The 22,711-nt window shown below is 48.2% G+C and carries 11 protein-coding genes; 7 read left to right on the forward strand and 4 right to left on the reverse strand.

Translation table 11 applies throughout. The annotated features are described in order from the left end of the window. The first annotated feature begins 153 nt into the window (after positions 1 to 153). The 7 genes from QOL41_RS09800 (at position 154) to QOL41_RS09830 (ending at position 19,583) form a co-directional block, all read left to right on the forward strand. Positions 154 to 8,157, forward strand: a complete 8,004-nt coding sequence (locus tag QOL41_RS09800; protein ID WP_283429608.1) for a cadherin repeat domain-containing protein — start codon at positions 154 to 156, stop codon at positions 8,155 to 8,157. 104 nt (positions 8,158 to 8,261) lie between these two features. Then, the gene (locus tag QOL41_RS09805) at positions 8,262 to 11,714 is read left to right on the forward strand and encodes an MFS transporter (protein WP_283429609.1); all 3,453 of its coding nucleotides are present in this window, start codon (positions 8,262 to 8,264) and stop codon (positions 11,712 to 11,714) included. A 9-nt stretch (positions 11,715 to 11,723) separates the two neighbouring features. Then, positions 11,724 to 12,053 (forward strand): SUI1 family translation initiation factor, encoded by a 330-nt coding sequence (locus QOL41_RS09810; protein ID WP_173652894.1) that lies wholly within the window; start codon positions 11,724 to 11,726, stop codon positions 12,051 to 12,053. 131 nt (positions 12,054 to 12,184) lie between these two features. After that, on the forward strand, positions 12,185 to 13,786 hold the full coding sequence (locus QOL41_RS09815) for a FecR family protein (protein ID WP_283429610.1): 1,602 nt from the start codon (positions 12,185 to 12,187) through the stop codon (positions 13,784 to 13,786). A gap of 35 nt (positions 13,787 to 13,821) precedes the next feature. Then, entirely contained in the window at positions 13,822 to 16,899 is a 3,078-nt protein-coding gene (locus tag QOL41_RS09820; RefSeq protein ID WP_283429611.1) for a hypothetical protein, read from the forward strand. A gap of 6 nt (positions 16,900 to 16,905) precedes the next feature. After that, positions 16,906 to 17,733 (forward strand): deoxyribonuclease IV, encoded by an 828-nt coding sequence (locus tag QOL41_RS09825; RefSeq protein ID WP_283429612.1) that lies wholly within the window; start codon positions 16,906 to 16,908, stop codon positions 17,731 to 17,733. A 65-nt stretch (positions 17,734 to 17,798) separates the two neighbouring features. After that, positions 17,799 to 19,583, forward strand: coding sequence for a glycoside hydrolase family 9 protein (locus tag QOL41_RS09830; protein ID WP_283429613.1), 1,785 nt, complete (start codon positions 17,799 to 17,801; stop codon positions 19,581 to 19,583). A gap of 13 nt (positions 19,584 to 19,596) precedes the next feature. Here the strand turns inward: QOL41_RS09830 and QOL41_RS09835 are convergent, their stop codons facing one another. The 4 genes from QOL41_RS09835 to QOL41_RS09850 are packed head-to-tail and all read right to left on the reverse strand — an operon-like array spanning position 19,597 to position 22,577. Beyond that, positions 19,597 to 20,436, reverse strand: a complete 840-nt coding sequence (locus QOL41_RS09835; protein WP_283429614.1) for an ElyC/SanA/YdcF family protein — start codon at positions 20,434 to 20,436, stop codon at positions 19,597 to 19,599. Further along, complete coding sequence (rimI, locus tag QOL41_RS09840) at positions 20,429 to 20,872, reverse strand: ribosomal protein S18-alanine N-acetyltransferase (protein ID WP_173652899.1); 444 nt, start codon at positions 20,870 to 20,872, stop codon at positions 20,429 to 20,431. The genes QOL41_RS09835 and rimI overlap by 8 nt, the downstream gene beginning before the upstream one ends. A 17-nt stretch (positions 20,873 to 20,889) precedes the next feature. Continuing rightward, the gene (tsaB, locus tag QOL41_RS09845) at positions 20,890 to 21,540 is read right to left on the reverse strand and encodes a tRNA (adenosine(37)-N6)-threonylcarbamoyltransferase complex dimerization subunit type 1 TsaB (protein WP_283429615.1); all 651 of its coding nucleotides are present in this window, start codon (positions 21,538 to 21,540) and stop codon (positions 20,890 to 20,892) included. 2 nt (positions 21,541 to 21,542) lie between these two features. Continuing rightward, positions 21,543 to 22,577, reverse strand: a complete 1,035-nt coding sequence (locus QOL41_RS09850; RefSeq protein WP_283429616.1) for a D-alanine--D-alanine ligase family protein — start codon at positions 22,575 to 22,577, stop codon at positions 21,543 to 21,545. Positions 22,578 to 22,711 lie beyond the last annotated feature (134 nt).

A 22,711-nucleotide genomic window follows, 5' to 3' on the forward strand; every position in this document is an offset into this window, starting at 1 on the left:
AGTAAAAATATGTGGTTTGGAAAGAAAAAGCTAATAAATTTAGCCATTGCACTGGCTATGTCGGTCCCCGCTCTTGCAGCGGATCTTGAACCGTTCCATTTTGCAAATGCTGGATCTTCTCATGATGCCCAACAAGCATTTTGGAACAATTTAATGAAATATAAGGTGTTCGGCGCCCATGGCATTACCTTCTTGGGCGGTGAAATCTTTGTTACGGATAGTTCGGGCTGGTTTGGTACCGCTGACGGCAACTTTGATATGGGTGGTGCCAACAAAAAACATACTATTGGTGGACCAGTCTTGATTGGTGGAAAGATTATTTTAAGTAATGGTCAAGATACGCTTTCTACGGGACCTGTTTTGGTTACCGGAGGTATTGAAAAATCGCCTGTAGCAAGCTGGGATGCACCGAACGTTGTCAAAGGAACGCAGTGCCTAGATGGCAGTGTTTTTGCTGATTACACTGCGCTTGTTGGCGGCTACAATACATATAGCTCTTGTCCGATAAAAGACAAGTATTATATTAACGAAAAACTGACAATCCCTACTATTCCTGGTCCTATAGCCGAACATGATTCGATGGTTCTGAATAATAACCTGAGGGTTATTGATGTTCCTAAAGCAAGTGCTTCTGATCCGGCATCGTATGATTACTACATAAAGGGTATTAAGTTTGAAAATAACAGTGTCCTTGTTGTAAGAATGCCGCATGGTGGCCGTTTAACCCGAATCTTTGTGGGTGAATATGGCCTAGATATGGGATCTGCGCATCCCAAGATTCGTATTGTATATATGAATGAGAATGCTACATGGAACGGTTCGTGGGGTGCTCTGCCAACATATAATGCGAATTCAAAAGAGTGGTCTGCTACTAATGCAACCGTTGTGCAGAATGAGGATTATTCAGGTAATTTGCTGATTTATACAGGCGGTAATTTGTCATGGGGAGCTTTGGTTGCTCAGGACTCCATGGAAGGAACCTTTATATCGTCTCAGGAAATCTATATCAAACAGCATATGACTTTAGCTGGTCAATTGCTTGCAAATACTGTTAAGATCGATGCTCAATTTGATGGCACTGGTTTCCGCTTTGTTCCGTTTGATCCGGATACATTGGATCCGACTGCTCTTGCTAAAGGCCGTTTCCCTGAAAATGGAGAAGATGTCGAAGTTCCTATACAACTTGATTCTAATGCTCAGGTTGATGTGCATTTCAAGTATTGCTTTGATGTAGATATGAATCAAAGTGGATATGCTAATAAGAATGACTTTAATATAACGCAGAAAGCGAAATTCCCGATTTGTTCTAAGGGAGAAAGGGGATCTGTTATGATTCCGATGAATTCGCTTGTCCCGTCTGCGGATACGAAGGTCTATATAAACGTGGCCAAGGATACCGATAAGGAAGGCGATGAAAAGCTTGTCCTAAGAATTTATGATTTGACTGGCGCTGTTATGCCAGGTGACACACTGCGTGAAGGTGCGTTTGAATTGACTATTGTAGACATGAATGGCCCTGAATTTAATGATAAGGTGTCCTCATATAATGTTAATGAAAATACGGCTGCAACGACTGTATTTGCAACGATTCCTATCAAGAATGTTGATGTCGCCGCTGCTGATATTGATAATTTCAAACTTATTGTTGATGGTAGTGACGCGACTGCGGCAAAATCCTTATTCAACTTTGAATTGGTGAAGAAAGCCATCAAAAATTCTGATGTCTATGATACCGCTTATATTGTGATGTCTGTTAAGACTGCTGATCTTAACTACGAAGAGTTGACGAAAACTTCTTTCAAGCTTACATTCCGTTTGGATGATAACGGAACTATTAGTGATTCTACGACTCGTACCATTAACGTGATTGACGTGAACGAAAAGCCGGCTGTTTCTGATACTACGTTTAGCATTAAAGAAAACCCGAAGAAAAATGCTACTGTTGGTACTGTGAAGGCTACGGATCCTGATACCAAGAATCCTACGAAGTTCGGTCATTTGGAATATGTCTTGGTTGATACCTCTGTTCCGTTTAATGTGGGTTCCTCGACGGGTGTAATTACTGTTCGTGATTCTACAAAGTTGGATTACGAAGCGTTGAAAGATCAGGACTACAAGTTTACTTTTGATGTGAAAGTTAAAAACTGCGAACAGGCAAGTAATGGTGCTTGGACGCTGAATTGCTTGGATACAATCTCTCATGTCATTGTTAAGGTGCTTGATGTCAATGAACCTCCGCATATCATTGATGATGGTCATGATCTCGAAGTGGATGAAAATACGCCGAGTGGTACTCTTGTTTTCGATGTTACTACGGGTGGTTCCGCTAAAATTGAAGTCGTTGATGTTGACGGGATTGACGATGCATCGAAATTGTCTGTTACCCTGGTGGGAATCGACAATGTGACTGGCAAGCCGACTGCAGAAGAATTGTTCAAAACACCGATTCATCCGACGGAAGATCCTGCGACCGGAAAAATGGTGTTAGTTGTTGCGGTTAATGATGCTAGCTTGCTGGATTATGAAACCGTAAAGTCTTATTATACTGTAAAACTTATTGTGACGGATCATGATGGTGCAAAGGATTCTGTTACAAAGAAGCTTGTCGTTAACGACGTTAACGAAGCTCCGGAAATCACGGGTGTTCGTGGATTGAATGATGGCTTTACCGGTACTACAAGAGAAGATTTCACCTTGTATCCGAAGGAAAACTTGGGCAAGAATGCCTCGGTTGGCGTTGTCCAGGCTAAAGATCCTGATACCAAGAATGTTACGAAGTACGGCCATCTTGAGTATAGAATTATTCCTGATGCCTCTAATCCGGTTCCGTTCACAATGAAGGGCGGTACAGGCTATAGTACAGACTCGACCATCTATGTAAGCGATTCTACAAAGATGAATCACGAAGATGGTATTGTGTACTCGTTTAAAGTGGAAACTGCCAACTGCTTGAAGAACGCTTCGACGGGTAAGTATACGCAGTCTTGCTTGTATGACACTGCTTTGGTTACCGTGAAAATTCAGAATGTTCCGGAAGATCCGAAAATCCAGTGCTATACGGGCGATACGAATTGTAACGGTCCGTATGATGTGAAGGAAAATACGGCTTTGAACACTCTCGTTCATGCATTCCAGATTGTTGACCCAGATAAGGACCAGGCTAAAAACATGGACTCCGTTTGGCTTGCAGACAGGAAGAGCGGTGGCAAGGCTGGTGACTACTTCAAGGCTGTCACTAGTGGTGATTCGTTGAAGATTGTGGTGAAGAGCAATATCAACTATGAAACAATTAAAGACACGATTTACAATGTAAGAGTGACTATTAAGGATAAAGATGGCAAGACTGCTTACATTGACCGTACGATTAATATTGTTGATGTGAACGAAAAACCGGCTTTTGCAAGCAAGGATACGACGATTTCTGTTAAGGAAAATACGCCTAACAAGACTGTTGTTGGTTCGTTGCCGGCTACTGACCCGGATATTAAGCATGTCAGGGAATTCGGTCACCTCGAATACTCCATTATTGACCGTGTTGCAAAGAATATCCCGTTCGACATGGAATCCAATAAAATTGTCGTGACCGATGTTAGCCGTTTGGATTATGAAGCTCTGCAGCCTACGGCTAAGTTCTCCTTCTATGTCCAGGTGGCAAACTGCGAACTGAATACTTCGACGAACAAGTATACTGGCGCCTGCCTCTATGACACCGCCAAGGTGACGCTCTCTGTGACCGACGAACCTGAAAAGACGGAAATTATTCCTGACTGTAAGGGTGACAGCTGCACCGTATGCACTGGCCCAGATTGCCACGACATTGTGGATTCGCTCTGCAAGGGTCCGAATTGCACCGGTGTTCATACTCACGATTCTGTCTTGACTCTGGCCGTAAAGGAAAATGTTCCGACTGGTTACAAGATTATCGACTACTTGGTTTCTGACGAAGACGTTGGAACTGGCCACAAGGATACGCTGGTAGCCTCCTTCAAGAATACAAATAAGTCTGGTGCTGACAGCCTGTTCAAGATTGCAATGGTAAAGGTTGGAGGCCAGTGGAGAGTCGTGGTATCCGTAAAGGATGGCAGCAAGCTCGACTACGAAAAGGTCAAGGACAAACATGCGATTACGATTTACGTTAGCGACCCTGACGATCCGGCCGGTATGGGAGACTCCATCCGTCGTATTATCGAGGTTGTCGACGTGAACGAAGCTCCGAAGGCTAAAGATGCTGACCTGAAGCCCGAAGAAAACCTGCCGAAGGGTACGGTCATTGGCAAGTTGGATGTCTCTGAACCGGATACCAAGCATGTCAGGGAATTTGGCCACTTGGAATACTCCATTATCGGTAAGGATTCCACCTTCGCATTCGTGATGGATTCCAACAAGGTTAAGGTAAATGATCCGTCCAAGATGGACTACGAATTGGCCGTTCATAAGTACGTGTTCAATGTCTTGATTTCAAACTGCGAATTTGATTCGACCTCTGGCAAGTATGATGGCGCCTGCTTGTACGATACCGCCAAGGTGACGGTTGACATTCAGGATGTCAATGAAAAGCCGAAGATTATCATTGACGGTCCTGTCCCGGATGGCGATGACGATTCCGATACTCTCTGCGTTGCCGTCTGCGATACTACAGACCGTGGCGTCAAGAGTAAGGATTCTATTCTTACCATTGGTGTCAGGGAAAACCCCGACAATCCGAATGGAACAAAGAAGATTATTACTCCGACGGGTATGATCTTGTTCCAGTATCATGTTGCCGACGAAGATACCAACCATGCTACTGGTGCTAAGGTAACTTGGTTCGACGCAGGTTCTTCTATCTCGAGTGTGAGCAAGAAGGGTTCCGACCTATTTACGATTGCTTACGACTCTGTAAAACATGTGATTACGGTTCGCGTCAAGGACGAAAAGCTGCTTGACTATGAGGCTCTTAGAAATGCAACTTCTCGTAATGATCCGGATCCGGAATACACGATGGGTATTGTCGTGACTGACCCGAAGGGCCTGGCCGATACGCTTTATCGTAAGATTCGCGTGACGGACGAAAATGAAAAGCCGCTGTTCGATGTATGGCCGCTCGTTATTACCGAAAACAATAAGATCAATGATTCCCTTGGTCACGTGGAACACCCGAGCGATATCGACTCCATGTCTAGGAACCCGGATCTGTACGATAACGGTTTCAAGATGACGGGTGGTGATACCTCTTTGTTCTGGCTCGACAAGGACTCTACGGACTTGATGCGTGTCATGATTCGCGCGAATGTTGTGCTTGACTGCGAAAACGGTCAGTATACCTGCGGTCAGGACTCCATGTATTGGGTGTACATGACGTATGGCGATACAACCCTCAGGACTGTATACACTGACCTGAAGATTCCTGTCAAGTTGATTGACTTGGATGAAGCGCCTGTGGTTCTGACCGATACTATCGGTGTCGACGAAAATTCGCCGAAGGGTACCGTTGTCGATACCATCAAGTGGTCTGACGTTGACCGTTTCGATACCGTAATGACCTTCAAGATTGCGAAGGATCCGACCGGTTGCTTCGAAATCGACAACATTACGGGTGAAATTACGGTTAAAAAGAACAAGTGTGCCGGTCTTGACTACGAAAAGAATCCGACTGTTAAGATCGATGTCGCTATCACTGACATGGTGAATGTTCCGGACAGCTTGTACGATGATAACTGCAAGTGCCAGTTGATTTCTGCCAAGAATGGTCCGATTACCACCACGAAGACTATCGTGGTCAACATCCACGACATTAACGAACCGCCTTCTATTTCGGATAAGACGATTGCTGTGCCGGAATCTACCACGGTATGGTCTGTGATTGATACGGTGAAGGCTACCGATCCGGATAAGAAGAAGGAATTCAGCCAGCTGACCTACACGATTGTGGACGGTGACTCTGCTGTATTCCAGATTGACCCGAAGACGGGTGTGCTGGTTCTGAAGGATACCTTGGATTACGAAAGCAAGAAGGATTACGTAATCTATGTCCAGGTGGATGACGGCGAATTTGCCGATACCGCCAAGGTCAAGATTAACGTGACGAACGTGCCTGAATACTCTAAGGTGATTATCACTCAGTACGATAACGTTGATTCTACCTGGACTTACCCGGATACGGTCTATACGAACGTCCAGAAGGGTGTGCTTACCTGGCGCCAGGATGACGAAATCGTATCTGTGGATACCACGCTCAAGAAGGGCAAGAACGTCATTATCATTACCTACAAGGATCCGAAGAAGGACTTCCCGGGCAAGGATACGGTTGTCATTATGTACAACAACGATGTTCCGTCTGTCGAAGTTTCTGCAAAGATCAAGCATATCGACGCCGAAAACGTGTTCACGATTGTTGAAAATACCGGTGAAAAGGATTCTACAATCTACGTCAACCAGCCGCGTGATTCCGTGTTCGTGCACGTGAAGGATGCTGCCAACAAGCGTGATACTTCGTTCGCTCTCGAAGTGGATTTGGAACCGGTTAACGTGTCTAACGCTCTCCTGAATAAGATGAGCTCTATTGCCGACAGCAAGCTGATGCTTGATGAAACCCCGACCGGCCCTGTGACCCGCGCATTGGTCAACGATTCTGCCGTGAAGGTTTCTTACAACCAGGTTGTCGGTAACGATACGGTGACGGTGTCTTACATGCTCGACAAGAATGGCGAACCGATTCTGGTTCCGGTAACGAATGAAAAGGGCAAGACTCAGTCTCGCGAAATTATCACCGTTACCTATAAGACCAAGATTGGCAAGCGTGAAGTTGAACTTTCTTACCAGGCCGACGCTATGACGGGTGAAATCCTTGCAAAGGGTCCGTCCGGCGAACTCATGGTACAGGGCGCTTCTACTGCCAAGTACTCTACGAAGAAGTGTAAGAAGGATTCGACCTGCGTTAAGAACCCGAATGTGGGCGAAGGTATCTTTACGGTGACTACCACAAGCATCGATAAGCTGGGCAGCCCGACGGTGGTGTCCTACGCTATCGACGAAAAGGGTAACATGGTCAAGAACGCCGAAGGCGATATCGGTTACTCCGTGACCTACACCTATAAGAACATCTATGGCAACTTCGCTATCGAATCTGTGTTCATCGTGCTTGACCAGACCTTCCCGGTTGTCGAAATCTTGTCTCCGGGTAAGGGCCAGGTGATCCGTTCCAACTACGTGGAAGTGGTTTGGACTGTTAACGGTGTCAAGCAGGATACCTTGACGATGCAGGGCCTTGAAAAGGGCTTGAACCCCATTGTCCGCTTCTTCCGCGACAAGGCTGGTAACGAAGCTTCTGATACGGTGGCTGTGATCATGAAGGATAGCAAGAGTGTTGATATCTCTGTTGTGAATCCGGTGACCGAAATGGACAAGGAAAAGGTTGAAGAATACTATGCCGATCATGCTCCGAAGAAGGGTCAGACCTTTGCTGTGAGCATCAAGAACCCGACTACCGAAGAAGAAGTGGAAACTTTGATCGGTGGCTCGTTCAAGACGAAGAAGGGTAGCGGCAAGGAACCGTATCCAGGCAAGGATACCCAGCATTTGGGCCCGACTCTCGCCATGGATATCAAGCTCCCGGTCGTGTACGGTGTTCGTGGCCTTGCAACGATGGATGACTTGATGACTTCTGACGGTATGATTCCGCTTGAAGGCGTTGATGCCAAGAATAGCCACAAGATTTCTGCTGAAGAATACGTTGAAAAGTACTGCGAAGACGGTACCAAGGTTCCGACCGATTTCAGCCAGTTCAACTTGTACGATTCCAAGCTGAGCGTCAAGATCTGGGTGTACACCTCGCTCGGTAACTTCGTGGATTACTTCAGCTTCAAGCAGGATCTGAATGACCCGACGTTCACTGATGACGCTGGCTTACTCCAGATGTACTTTGAACAGAAACCGGATAAGGATGGCTATGTGAAGGCTGATAACGGTAAGCTGTATGCAACGGGTGCCTACGTCTATAAGGTTGAAGCATCCCTGCGTTCTAAGCTCCGTTGTACGCTCCCGGCTTCGGACTACAGCTATGAACAGGAACAGAAGACTGGTGATGGCTTTAGCTCCTCTGCAAAGCGTAAGGGCGATGTCGTGAAGAATAGCGATGATCTCCTGAAGTCCTTCGGTTACCGCCGTCCGAGAAATTAATCGCTAAAATAAAGACCTTGAATTTAACCCCGGCTAGGCCGGGGTTTTCTGTTTTTTACATGCAAAAAGTGTATCTTTTACCCCATAAATCCAAGGAATTAGAAATGGAAAAACATCAAGGTTCTTTTGCTTTTTACGGGGTCGTTTTTTCACAGGTTGCTTCGACCACGGCCCTCGTTGCCCTCATGGAATTGGTGCTTAACCGTTTACATTTATTTGAATCAAGCGATAGCTCGTTTATAGTTTTGCACCTTTTGATTCTTTTGCCTTGCGTGCTGCTTGTAACACCTGCCGGCTATTTTTCGGATAAATATCCTAAAGAACGCGTTTTGCGCATTATTTCACTGTTGCTTTTGCCTGCTGTGGGTGTGTTTGGTGTTGCGTCGTATGTTGGGAGTATGACTTTTGTGTTTGCGGCTGCGGCCCTTTTCTTTGTGCTGCAAGCGATTGCTTCGCCGGCAAAGAGCGGTTACCTTAAAGAATTGGTGGGCGTGCGTATGCTGGCAAATGGGGCTGGCTGGTTCAGTATCGTTACCTTTGTAAGCTTGCTGTTGTCGGCAGCGGCGACCGCGGTTGCGTTTGAACAGATTGCTCCGCAGACGTTGGATTTTGCCCATTTGATGCAGGGCGTGCTCCCGATTATTGCTGGCATTGCGGGTGTTGAACTCTTGGGCGTGGTGTTTGCGTTTATGCTGCCCTCGATTGGCGCCTACGATGCCGAAATGAAATTCCCCTGGAGCCGCTACTACAATTTTGCCTTTACCCGCCGCAAGTTCAGGAAGGCTTGGAAGAACCGTGCGCTCCGCCAGTCGATTATTGGCCTTTCCATGTTCTGGGTCATGATCTTCTTGCTGTTGTTCATTGTGCAGGAAATGTTCGGCTCGGGTTCGCTGTTCGATAAGGATTTGAAGGCGAACTATGCGATTGTGGGCACGATTGTGGGCTTGGTGGTTGGTTCTTACTACGCTATGCGCATGTCCAAGGCTTTTATTGAAATGGGCCTTATTCCGCTGGGTACGGCTGGCGCTGCAGCCCTGATTCTGATTATTCCGTTTATTCCGCGACCCTACAATGCGGTTGCGTTTGCCTTGCTCGGTTTCTGTGGCGGGCTTTATGCGCTCCCGATGTTTGCGATGCTCCTGTATAATACCAAGCCGCGCTCGGCTGGTCATGTGCTTTCGATTAGCAATGCGGTGCAGAACATTTGCATTATCGCTTTTGACGTGCTTTTGATGGTGGCGCTCAAGTACCTGAACTTTGGGCGCATGGACTTGTTCTTTATTTTGGGTATTTTCTGCTTGGCTGGCACGGTGTGGGCTCTTTGGGCCATGCCGCATACATTGCTCCGTCAGTTACTGCGTTCGGCGCTTTCGATTCACTACAAGTTCTTGGTGTCGGGCGTACAGAATATTCCGTGGGAAGGCCCGGTACTGTTGGTGGGTAACCATATTTCGTACATCGACTGGGCTCTGATCCAGATGGCAAGCCCGAGGCCCATGCGCTTTGTGATTACGCGCAGACCGTATGAAAAGTGGTATGTGCGCCTGCTGCTTTCGCAGATGAAGACGATCAACTTGGATATTTCGAACCCGGCTCCTGCGATGGAAAGTGCGCGCCGTGCGCTGTTGCGTGGTGAAGCTGTTGTGATGTTCCCCGAAAACGCAATGACTTCGACCGGTAACATGAACCGCTTTAGACTTGATTATTCGGCGGCTATTCGCGATGTGCCTAAGGTTAAGTTGTTGCCGTTCTATGTGCAGGGCCTGTGGGGTAGTTCGTATTCTATGGCCGATGCAGGCTTTAAGGACTTGGTACATTCGGGTGGACGTATTGTGACGGTTGCTTTTGGTAACGAACTCCCGCTTGAAGCGGACCCCGTAACGATTAAGCGCGCCGTGCAGGAACTTTCTATTACCGCTTGGGAAACTTACATCCGCAAGCTTCGTCCGGTGGCTTCTGCTTGGATTCGTACGGCAAAGAAGGTGGGGAGTGGCCCGTCGGTGTATAGCCCCGACGGCAAGCACTTGTCTGCCCATACGCTTACGACTGCGGTTCTTTCTTTTGCCAAGGTTATTGATAAATTAACTACCGGCGAAAAGCAGGTGGGTGTGTTGATTCCGCCTTCGGGCCCGGGTATTATTGCAAACATGGCATGTCTGGTGCGCGGTAAGACGGTTTACAACTTGAACTACACCAATACGCCCGAAACCATGGACTATTGCTGTGGTGTTGCCGAAGTCAAGAGCATTATTACCGCGAAGGTCTTTGTCGAAAAGTTGAAGCAGAAGGGCATTAACATGGACATTCTGCTTTCGAAGTACAAAGTGTACTACATGGAAGACCTGAAGGAAATGATTCCGAAGAGTGCCTTGATTCTCAACTTCTTGAGAGTGCTCGTGTTGCCGGCTTGGTACTTGGAACTAAGATTCTTCAAGAAAGTGACGCTTGATGATGTGGCTACGGTTATCTTTAGTTCGGGCTCCGAAGGTAGGCCGAAGGGCGTGGAACTCACGCATTACAACTTGATGGGTAACATTAAACAGTGCGAAAGCGTGCTGAACCCTTGCCAAGACGACGTGTTCTTGGGTTCGCTCCCGCTGTTCCATGCGTTCGGTTTTTCGATTACGACGATGCTTTGTCTTGTTGAAGGTGTGCCGGTGGCCACCTGCCCTGATCCGACCGATGCAAAGCTTGTGTCGCGTATTTGTGCTCAGTTCAAGGTGTCATTCATGGTGGCGACGGGCACGTTCCTGCGCATGTGGGGTGTGAACCGCGCGGTACACCCGCTGATGTTTGCAAGCGTGCGCCGCATTTACGCCGGTGCCGAAAAGATTCGCGAAGACGTGCGCCAGCTTTACCGCACCAAATTCAAACTTGAAATCTTTGAAGGCTTCGGCTGTACCGAGACGACTCCTGTGGCTGCCGTGAATACCAAGGACACCTTGATGGATGACTACAAGACCGTTCTTGTGGGCAACAAGCCGGGTACCGTGGGCGCACCGCTGCCGGGTACGCAGTTCCGCATTGTGGACCCCGATACCATGGAAGAACTGCCCGTTGGTGAAGATGGCTTGATTTTGATTGGCGGTGCCCAGATTATGAAGGGCTACCTCAAGAACCCCGAAAAGACGGCGCAGGCGATTGCAATCATTAACGGTCGCCGTTGGTACAAGACGGGCGACAAGGGCCATGTGGACGAAGACGGCTATCTGACGATTGTGGACCGCTACAGCCGCTTTGCAAAGCTCGGCGGTGAAATGGTGAGCTTGGGCTCGGTCGACTTCAAGATTTCGGAAACCACGTTCTTTGAGGGCGTGGACCACTTTACGGTGGCCGTGCCCGATGGCTCCAAGGGCGAAAAGATTGCCCTGTTGTTTGCAGGCGATATTTCTGAAGACGAGGCCAAGGATAGGCTCAAGCAGGTGGGACTCCCGCCGCTCATGCAGCCGTCTTATGTGCTCAAACTCGATGATTTGCCCAAGTTGGGCTCCGGAAAGTGTGACTTCCAGACCGGCAAGAAGATTGCTATGGAAAGACTTGGACTTAAAAACGAATAGAGGTTGGTAATGGGTATAGAGGAACGTTCTACATTGGTTTATTCTACCGCTTTGGGTGGCCGCGTTAAGCAGGAAAAGCCCAAGGCTGAACGCCCGCAGGGCGATGGCGTGGTGCGAATCCAGTTAAAGCGCCTAGGCGGCGGTAAAATGGCCAGTGTAGTGACCGGAGTACCGCTTGATGAACCTGAACTCAAGGAACTTGGCCGCGAACTCAAGCAAAAGTGCGGGGTAGGCGGCTCGGTCAAGGATTTTGTGATTGAAATCCAGGGGGACAAGCGAAATCTGCTTAAAACGGAGCTTGAAAAGCGCGGGTATACGGTAAAACTCGCCGGTGGCTAAAATTGCCTATTTTGGGCATGATTTATATCACCAAATAAAAAAAGTCGGTGCTTTTTGTAAAAAAAAAGAATATCTTTTGTCTTGATAGAGAAAGGGGCAAAATAATGTTCAGTATTTCTGTTTCAGGCAAAATGTTTCTACGTACAATGATGGTTCTTGCCGTGATTCCGGCAATGGTTTTCTCGGCTCCGGCAGTGGGTACTGCCCGTATGAAGGTGGGTACTGTTGAACGTTGGAAGGCGAAACAAGACCTGTGGAAACCGATCGGAAACGGCGCTAAGGTTTATCAGACTGATAAGGTGCGCACCGGCGAGGAATCCGAAGTTACTATCGGCCTCCAAGACGGCAGCGCCATTAGAATCGGCGAAAAATCCGTTGTTGAAATGGAAACCCTTTTTGAGCCTAACGATGAAGGCGGATTTGAAACCAAGATTGACGTTGAAAAAGGCTTCTTGAACTTTGCTGTTCATAAACTTAAAAGCAAAAAATCGAAGTTTATCTTTAAGACCGGGACAGCAACTGCATCGATCCGCGGTACCGAAGGTTACATTGGTGGCGAAGATGTTTTCTTTGCCGGTTTGAAGACGGGTAAACTCGAAATTACGCCCAACGGCTCTGACCAGTCCGTTATGATTGGTGCTGGTGAAACGACTTTCGGCAGGGATTCCCTGGTGGTCGTAAAGCTTGCGTCTTCGGGTGAAGCTCGCTTTGCCAAGCGCTTGAGCAAGATTTTGGCAGACAAGTCCAAGTCTGTAAAGGATTTGCAGACTGAATTGCAGAAGGCTGACTCCACGTTCCAGGAAGAACTGAAAGAAGAAGCCAAGAAGGCTGCAACGACGCTTCCGGAAAATGGCTTTATTGTAACGACCGGTTCTCCGGCTGATGTTTGCGAAGAAGGCCTTTCGATTGACGGTTCGTATCGCACGGCCGATGAAAACGCTTCGTTGGTTTTGAAGGTCGGAAAGGGTTATACGTCGAACAACTTGATTCATGCAACCGATGGCCAAGCCCATTCGTTCTCTGAAAAGATTGTCATTAGCGATGAAAACGGACTTTGGACTGCAGACAAGGCTACGCTTGAATTCAAGGGCGCCGGCATTACCAGCTCCAAAACGGTAGACCTGCATGTCAACAAGGCTTGCGCAGAAGTGAACACCAAGGCTCCTTCGGTTGTAATTGCTTCGTACGATTCCTTGCGTTGCGTGGCCAATGTGTCGGTGGGTGAAATGAAAAACGATGCCGCCTTGTTGGCTTTTGAATCCGATGGCAGCCAGGTGTCCGAAGAAACGGTTACCAAGAACGCCCAAAAGCGTTTGAAATTGCAGAAGGGCCGTCATGAATATGTGGTTCGTGTTGAAGACCAGGCTGGAAACAAAACCGAAGTTTCAAAGAAAATGGGTTGCTATCCGAACAAACGATTCCCAATTGATGTCTTAGGAGGCCCGAAAGAAATCTTGAAGGTCCCGCCTCCGCCGCAAGATTTTGTTGACCGTATTACGCAAACGTTGCAGTTTAGAATCCGGATTCCCGAAAACGATCCTGAATATTTATACAAGGTAACGGTCCGACAAGCCGGGAAGGTTATCTTGCAGGAATCGCTCTCGCAAATCCATACCTTGGATTACCAGATTCCTGTAACGCTTTCACGTAGCACGAGAAATATTATCGATATCGAAGTCGTCCATAAGAGTGGCTACATATCGAGAGCTAAGAAGGAATACGAGGTTCGTTAATGAAATTAAGGGATTGGACCTTAACGATAATATTTATGGCAGCACTCCAAGTGAGTGCTTTTGCCGTTGATAGGGAACCCGGGCAAGGGAGCGTTATCGGGGGAGATGTCAGCGGATTCTTGAAAAAGGATCGTTCTCCGTACTTGGTGAAGGAAACTTTGGTGGTTCCAGAAGGAAAGGCCTTGATTGTAGAAGCCGGTACGGTACTTTATTTTTCTGCAGGAACGGGTATCGACGTTCGCGGGGGCTCGCTTGCCGTGATGGGTGAAAATGCCAATCCCGTTTTGATGACTTCTGCCGAAGATGGTGCTCTGTGGAATGGTGTCTCGATTACGGGCGTTAAACCTTCTGAAATCCAGGGGACGCATCTTAAAAATGCGGTGTACGGCTATTCTGTGGAAAGCGGATCTCTAGAAGTTCGTGACGGTATCATTTCGAATGTAGAACGTGCTGCAGTTTATGTGCGCAACGGTTCTTTCGATATGCAGTGGTCCAAAATTGAAAAGTGCCCGAATGTGGGCGTGTGGGCGGTACAAGATGCAGCCGTCGATATCGATGCGTCTACGCTGTCGGGTAACAACATAGCGATTGTTGCGGGTGAAGGCTCTTCGGTCAATTTAAAACGTTCGCAGCTGAACGTAAACGAAGTGGCTGTACTTGATTTCGGTGACAACGATTTCAAACAAAGAAATTCGACTATTGAAGGTAACGAAATTGGTTATGTTTCTGCCGACATTCCTCCTCAAAATGTACGACCTGCGTTAGAGAACAACCAGAAGCTATTCTCGAGCAACGTGGAAGACTATTTTGACCAATTGCGCGAACATCCCAATAATCCTTATGCAAATACCATGAAGTTTTCAGCCTTGCAAAAGGAAACCGTGGATTCTTCTTGGAATGTTTCGGGTAATGTGGGTATCGAAATTGGCTATCATAAGGTGATGACTCGCCATAATTCTTCGGGTAAAACGTACGAGTCGCAAGGGGATTCGGTGTTGCCGGGCGAACGTTATATCAACTATTTCCAGGTGCCGGGTTTCTTTACCAACATCAATGCGAACTTGTTGATGAAATCGCCTACGGGGGCAACTTTTGAATTTGTAGCCGATGTATCGAGCGATGCATGGGACAATTTCAAAATTTACCAGTTGCAGGCCAGCTATACCGACGATATGCAACGATTGGTACTGGGTGATTTTTATGCAAACGGCGGTGACCTTTATTTGGCAGGAGTTAGCGCTTTTGGTGCTAGTTACGATATAAACCTGATGAAGAGAACTGCATACGATCCGATGTTTGTTGGGTCAGTCTTTGCCGGTGAAGTGAGAGCACCTAAGTTACCAGGTAAACGCAATTATGATGTGTACAAGGACTACATTGACGATGGTGAAGCCGAAGCGCAGAGAATGGTTGCTGGCGGCAAGGTCCGTTGGAATATGCACCGACGCTTTAATGGAACCTTGGGCTTTATTGGAAGCAAAGATTACGTGGAAGACCCGTTCCTGAGAGACGGCATGGATGCGAATACGAATACCATGAACCCGGTGATTTCTTCGAGAAACATCTTTGCTGATGGAAACTGGTTGTTTTACCCAGGTGATATCAAGTTGAATGGTCAAATTGCGATGGGGGCTGCCGATACGGCGAATGCCGCCAAGATTCGTGCGATCAACCAGGTGTTTTCAGAAGCCGGACTGGATGCGTCTAATTTTGCATTGCTCAACAAGCTCATGAACAATGTGAACGAAGTGAATTCGCTGAGTAGGAGCCAGTTGGAATCAATCTTTGGCGAAAATTCCATGATGACGCCAACTGAAATGCGTGCTGAATTGAAAAGATTGCTGGCGAAGGCCTCGGATGTGGCAAAAGGGATTCATACCGATGATGTTAGCCCTGCAAGTGGTGATTTCTGGGGACATGAACACTTGGCGTTCTCGGGCGCTTACCAGTGGTCGAATTCGAAAACCTTTGTTGAAGGTTTCTTTAGATATGTGGGAAGCGAGTATTACAGCGCCGGTTCTGATGGCTTGCTGCAGAATACGCGTATGATTGGCGGTAACTTGAAACACAAGGTTTATGAATTCTGGGACTTGGGTTTTGGTTATACCATGAATGTTGAAAATGCTGCTGGTCAAGGTGATGACTACAACGTATTTGGCTTGGGTGAAGGAACCCAGTTAGGACTTACGGGTGCTGAAAGCGGTTGGCTTAAAGAACATGAACAAGACCCGGTGAGAACGCTCTACATTCATGATGGTTACTTGAAGAATGATTTTAAGTTGAATGAAAAAATGGGTCTTTCGTTCAAGTATTCGTTCAACTATAGGACTCGTAATACTCCGCAGCGTCTGTATGCCAACTATTCTGCTTCGTCTGGCATTTATAATGATCCGTGGTTCAAGGAAATTCCTGGTCGCTCGACTTTCGAGGTTGCCGATAGTTTGGATACGGTTGTTATCGATTCGATTCGATGGGCGAACTATTATGCGCTTTCGAACGAAGAATATTTGGCGACTCAGTTCGAAGAAAAGTTGATGAAGCATACCCTCGAATTGGGGTGGTCCTACAAAATGAGCAAGAATATGCTGAAGTTGGGAACGGCTTTGATCGTGTTTAAGGATATGTCTGACTTTGTGCAGAAGGATAAAATTTCTCGATTTAGCTTCACGAATGAAACCTATGGTATTTTAGGGTATTATTTCCATGGCAGCGATTACTTGGAACAGCGTTTCCCGATGTCGTTGACAACATCGTTCGAAGGTTTCAAGAATACGATGGCCTTGACACCTAGGTACAAGCTTTATAATCGTAACGACATGAGTGAATTTGAATGGAACTTCATGGACAACATGGATATTACGATTTGCCCGAAACTCCTTGAACTTTCAATGGGTGGCGGTATTCGTCAGAATTTCTTGAGTTACGAAATCGATGATACGGATTATGATGAAATGGAATTGGATATAGATGCCTCTACAAAACTGCGTGTGCATCATTCCCAGTCCTTGTATTCTGATTGGACTGTGGGCGTTCTATTCAATTATCGTCCGGATAACAAGGCTGACCAGTACAAGGATTTCTATATCATAGCGGCCTTGAATTACGATTTCTAATTACTTATGTACATCGGTTGTCATCTTTCTTCGTCTGCGGGCTTTCTTGCCATGGGCGAGACCGCAGTTTCTATTGGTGCAAATACATTCCAGTTCTTTACGCGTAATCCGCGTGGTGGTGCAGCAAAGCCGTTTGACAAGGCGGATGCTGCGGCCTTGGTGAAATTGCTGGAGGCAAAACAGTTTGGTCCGATTTTGGCTCATGCGCCGTATACGCTGAATGCCTGCGCTGCAGACGAAGGCCTTAGGCAGTATGCGATTGACGTCATGAAAGACGACCTTTTCCGTATGGACCATTTCCCGGGAGCGATGTACAATTTTCATCCGGGAAGCCACGTCAAGCAGGGGGTCGAGGTGGGAATAGACCTGATTTCGAAAGCCCTGAATCAGATTTTGACGCCGACGCAAAAGACGACGGTACTTTTGGAAACGATGGCCGGGAAGGGCTCCGAGGTGGGGCGCACCTTTGAAGAACTGCGGGCGATTATTGACCGCGTGGAACTTTCGGACAAGCTGGGCGTTTGTTTGGATACTTGCCATGTTTTTGATGGCGGTTACGATATCGTGGACCACTTGGACGATGTTTTGGCCGATTTTGATAAGGCGATTGGTTTAAATCGTTTGCGGGCCATCCATTTGAACGATTCCAAGAACCCGATGGGAAGCCATAAGGATCGTCATGAGGTTCTTGGGGGTGGTTTTATTGGTTTGGACGCTCTATTACGGATTGTAAATCATCCGAAACTTAAAAATTTGCCTTTTTACCTAGAAACACCGAATGAATTACCTGGATATGCCAAGGAAATTGCTATAGTTCGAAAGAGCTCAGGCTAGAGGTGTTTTATGTGCGGTTTCGGCGGTAAACAGATTTGTGTACACGTGAACTAGGGATTGTTCGTATGAATATCTATTCTTATGGTATGAAGATTCCAGTTCGCTATAACCATGTCGGTTACGCTCCTGATTCCGCAAAGATTTTCTTTGTGAACCCCCAGGAGCTTGAACCTAATTGTGGGAGCCTGGAAGCATATAAGTTTCGTGTCATAAGGCATGTGCTCTGTTCTGAATCTTCCGCCGTATGGGAAGGCTCTTTTACCAAGGATTCCTTTGACCATATCGGAACTTGCGAGTATACGGGCGAAAACCTCTGGTCGGGTGATTTTTCAAAAGTTATCGAACCGGGACGCTTTACGATCCAGATTTTGCGTAAGGGTGGAGCCGAAGGCGAAAAACTGCTTTTTGAAACCGAGCCGTTTGAAATTTCGACGGAATGGATTTATCGCCAGCTGTTGGCCAATATCAAGTCTTTTTACTACCAGCGCAGTGGTTTCGATTTGACTGCTGATTTTGCAGGCAAGTGGGCGAGACCTGCTGCACACATGGACGATTGCATTGGGTTCCACCCGAGCATGAACCGCGAAGGAACTTGGAATGCTCATGGTGGCTGGTATGATGCCGGCGATTATGGCAAGTACATTGTGAATGGCGGCGTGTCTGTTGCGACATTGCTGCTTGCTTGCGAATTGATGGAAATTTCTTCAAGCGATAGCCGTGCTTATAAGGCTGTGCATTCGGCGCAACCGATTGTCGGACCCGATGGTCTAAAAATGTACAGCCTGATGGACGAAGTGCGTTTCGAACTTGAATTCTTCTTGCGCATGCAGGATACCGATGGCGGTGTATTCTTCAAGGTGACGCCCGAACATTGGGATGGCTTTGTTTCGCCGAGTGATTCTGACATGTCGCAAAAGCGCATGATTCTTGGAAAGTCTACGACTTCGACTTTGAATTTTGCAGGAGCTTTGGCGGCGGCTTCGCGCGTGTATCGCCAATGCGATACGGCGTTCGCAGAACGCTGCCTGCAAGCCGCGGTAAAGGCCTACAATTGGGCTGTGTCGCGCCCGTTTGTGGATTGGCCGCACAATACCGAAGGCAGTGGCGGTTACGGTGACGAACACGCCGAAGACGAATTTTTCTGGGCCCGCGCTATGCTTTACCGCGAATTGCTGGCCCGCGGCGAAGCCATTGAAGGCGTCTCGGCCGAAAGCTTGCGACCGATTCTTTTAGAAGACATGAAAGTGATTCCGCCTAAGTCTGCTCTGGACTGGCGTGATACACAGAACTTGGGCTGGATAGCGCTTGCCTTGCAGGATACTGACAAGGAATTCCGGCTTTTTGCTCGCACGACGCTGAACATGACAGCCCGTGAAATCATTGATTTGCAACGGAGCGATGCCTATGGCGTTCCGATGCGCAAATTCATTTGGGGCAGTAATGGCGATATTGCAAACCATGCCTTGACGCTTGCGATTGTAAAACGCTGGGCCCCGAGTTTGGGCGGAACATCGCTTGATTTCTGGTGCCGCGAACTGGTGAACTACATTTATGGCCGTAATCCGGTAGACGTGAGCTTTGTAACTGGTTCTGCTTGGAGTTCGCCCAAGGATCCGCATCACCGCTTGAGTCATTCCGATGGCGTTGAAGAACCGATTCCGGGACTTTTGGTGGGTGGCATTAACAGCGACCGCCAAGACATGCATCGCTCGCCGCTTATTGTGCCGCATTATCCGGGCGAACAGTCTGGCCTTTCGTATACAGATGAACGTTGTTCGTTTGCAAGTAACGAAACCGCCATTAACTGGAACGCTCCGCTCACAGCGGTTCTTGCGTTACTTTCCTGCTAATTCCCTTTTAGGGTTATTTGCTAGAATCTTTCTTACTTGCAGTAGAATCGTTCTTGACTGCAGTTGTATCTTTTGCGGTTGTATCTGCAACCGGTTCTGCTTTTTCTTTAACCTTGGGCAATAGCGATTGCAGGTCTACGATAGGATCTTTTTCGTTTTCGTATTCCTTGGCAGACACAATCGGCCTGTAATAGAACGAATCGGCTGCGGTAAGAATCCCTGTCGGGAGCAGATCGAAGTAAGAGGCTGCAAGGGACAACCAGTTGCGCAACCATTCCTTACGAGATTCGCGGCTTGAATACCAAGAGTCTGCGTTGTATTGGTAATGGTGAACGTCGGTTGTCAAGTATATCGGAGTGTCACCCGAAAGTGTTTGGAAAATGCGCTTGACGCGGTGGGTGGCGGCGGCGCCCGTAATGAGCAACACGGTGTCGGCATTGTGCTTTTTGAGCCAGGGAACAATGGTGAATGCTTCGCCAATGGTCGACGGGTCATCATGTCGTGCGATAAAAACGGCGTTGCTATCGAATTGTCCGAGGCGTAAAAAGTCTTCCAGATAGAATTCGGCATTGCTGCGTGTGCGGAGAATGCGACGGCCAAGAATCAGCACGGAGTCCACCTTGCCGCTAGCAACAAGGTCTGCGGCCAAATCGATGCGTTCCATGTCGGCACTTTGACCATCGAGAACGACAGCCCACTTTACATGTTCGAATTCGTCGTCATCGACAAGCCAGTGGCCGCTATGCGTCATAATCATGTAGAATACGATGACCATGAGTACAAATGCTGCAGCGATGGCGCTGTAAATGATTCTCTTTTTTTGAATCTGTTTTTTAGTGGGTAGTTTAGCCAATTTGAGCTCCTTCGGTGCGGTAGAGCGCCGCATTTTCGCCATCGGCGTAATATTTCTTTCGGATTCCGAATAAATTAAATCCGTGTTTTTCGTAGAAGTTGCGGGCCTTGATATTGTTTTCGCGAACTTCTAGAAAACAACAGTCGGACTTGTCTAAATCAAGCTGCGAAAGCCCTGCGTGCAAAAGCTGCGTGCCGATACCCTTGCGCTGTGCCGTTTCGCTTACGGCAATCGATAAGAGCTCGGAATCTGCACCCAGCAAATGAAATACGGCGTAGCCTTCAATGGCGCCTTCGTTTTCGTATACGACCGCGTAGGTGTAGGGCGCTTTGATTTCTTGCTCGTATTGCCGTTCGTTCCAATCTTGGAACGCAAGTTCGCCCTGAATCCTCAGTACGGCAGGAATGTCGGCGGAATTCATTTTGCGAATAGACATTGCGTGTCCTAGGCGGTTCAGTGCAACTTTTCGAAGTACGAGGGCTGAATGTAGTTTGCTTCGAGCATCAAGCTAGGGGTGACCGAATCAAAGAGTTTGGCCCAGGCGCTTAGCGGGCGGCCTTTGTCGAGAACCGTTGTAGCTCCGATTTCTTTGAATACGGCTGTGAGCGTTTCGTCGGCAAGGGCTGCTTCGTCGACCACGACTGTTTTTACAGCGCTTGCTTTGAGGGCGTCGACCACTTGCTTTGTTTCGATAAAGCTTTCGTTATTGGCAAGGCGCAGGTACCAGTAGTCCTTGCGGGCGCGGATAACAACTGCCGCATTTTCGACGGCAGCATTTTCGGATGCGTCGGCAAAGCAGGCGAGGGCTTGCAGCGTAGAAACGCCGTAGAGCTTGCGCTTGCCGCTAAAACTTAAGCCTTCGCAAAAGGCGACTCCCGTGCGCAGTCCGCTGAAAGAGCCCGGGCCGAGCGTGACCATGACTCGCGTGACTTGGTCGAGCGCGGCACCAGCCTTGTCTAGCAGTGCGTCGAGCATGGCCGATGCCGTTTCTCCGCGGGCCGATTCGTCGACGGATTCAAAGTAACGGGGGTCGGCGGCGCCCGATTCAAGGAGCGCCATCGAGATTCCCTTGCGCGAAGTATCTACAAATAAGTCGAAGGTCATGATTAACGCTTGATGTAGAGGCTCTTGTCGATAATCAAGTCAATCAGCTGGCTGTAGGTAATGCCGTTGCAGGCAGCCTGCTGCGGCAAGAGCGACGTGGGAGTCATGCCCGGGAGCGTGTTTGTTTCGATGGCGAACAGCTGCTTGTCCTTGGTAATGCGGACGTCGGTACGGCTGTAGCCGGCACCGCCCAAGGCATAGTGGGCGTTCTTCACGAGTTCCTGAATACGGGCTGTCAAATCGGGATCGAATTCGGCCGGAGTGACTTCCTTGCATTCGCCGTTGTACTTGGCTTCAAAGTCAAAGTATTCGCGGGTGGTCATGCGCATTTCGGTCGGCGGAAGCGGCTTTTCGCCTTCGATGTAGCCACAGCTAGCTTCTTCGCCGGCAATGAACTTTTCGCAGAGCAGGCGGTTGGAATCCTTGAACAAATCCTGGGCGATCTTGCCGGCTTCGTCCAAGTCCTTTGCAATGCCGATACCGATAGAGGAACCACCCAGCGGGTCCTTGATTACCAGCGGGAATCCGAGTTCGTCAGAAACAGATACGAGCGTGTCGCCGGTAAAGTCGTGCTTCCAAATCACGCGGTACGGCGGGGTCGGAATGCCGTTGGCCTTATAGATTTCCTTGGACTTCACCTTGTCCATGGCGAGGGCTGATGCGAGGAGACCGCAACCGGTGTAGGGAATGCCCCAGTTTTCGAGCAAAGCCTGAATGTGGCCGTCTTCGCCCCACTTGCCGTGCAGAGCGAGGAATGCGATGTCTGCATCGGGGAGTTCAGAAAGGGCGGGGTTCTTTTTGCAGTTTGCGGCAGAGCCTTCGAGTCCGCGGAAGTAATTGACCGAGAAATTGTCCTTCTGGTACGGGGAAAGTTCGCGGGAAGACCAGTGCCAGGTGCCGTCTTTGTCGATGAGCACTGGGTGGATGTTGTAACGGTCCGGGTTCATGGCACGAACAACGCCGGTGCCACTGACAACGGAAACATCATGTTCGGTGGACGGGCCACCCATTAAAACCAATACGCGCATACGAGCCATCGTAAACCTCTTTAGTAAAAATCTTTGTGAATAATGTAGTAAAATAGTAGACAGTAGGCGGTAGACGGTGGTTAATGTGAAATGTGAGATGAGTAATTAATAATGAACAATGAATAGCTCATTTCTCATTCCAC

Origin of the sequence: Fibrobacter sp. UWB10, from assembly GCF_900182935.1 — a bacterium.
Classification (GTDB): domain Bacteria; phylum Fibrobacterota; class Fibrobacteria; order Fibrobacterales; family Fibrobacteraceae; genus Fibrobacter; species Fibrobacter succinogenes_O.

Coding starts and splice junctions, on each gene's coding strand:
- QOL41_RS09820 (WP_283429611.1), top strand. CDS start 13,822: ATGGCAGCACTCCAAGTGAGTGCTTTTGCCGTTGATAGGGAACCCGGG.
- QOL41_RS09850 (WP_283429616.1), bottom strand. CDS start 22,577: ATGGCTCGTATGCGCGTATTGGTTTTAATGGGTGGCCCGTCCACCGAA.
- QOL41_RS09805 (WP_283429609.1), top strand. CDS start 8,262: ATGGAAAAACATCAAGGTTCTTTTGCTTTTTACGGGGTCGTTTTTTCA.
- QOL41_RS09830 (WP_283429613.1), top strand. CDS start 17,799: ATGAATATCTATTCTTATGGTATGAAGATTCCAGTTCGCTATAACCAT.
- rimI (WP_173652899.1), bottom strand. CDS start 20,872: ATGTCTATTCGCAAAATGAATTCCGCCGACATTCCTGCCGTACTGAGG.
- QOL41_RS09825 (WP_283429612.1), top strand. CDS start 16,906: ATGTACATCGGTTGTCATCTTTCTTCGTCTGCGGGCTTTCTTGCCATG.
- QOL41_RS09815 (WP_283429610.1), top strand. CDS start 12,185: ATGTTTCTACGTACAATGATGGTTCTTGCCGTGATTCCGGCAATGGTT.
- tsaB (WP_283429615.1), bottom strand. CDS start 21,540: ATGACCTTCGACTTATTTGTAGATACTTCGCGCAAGGGAATCTCGATG.
- QOL41_RS09800 (WP_283429608.1), top strand. CDS start 154: ATGAAATATAAGGTGTTCGGCGCCCATGGCATTACCTTCTTGGGCGGT.
- QOL41_RS09810 (WP_173652894.1), top strand. CDS start 11,724: ATGGGTATAGAGGAACGTTCTACATTGGTTTATTCTACCGCTTTGGGT.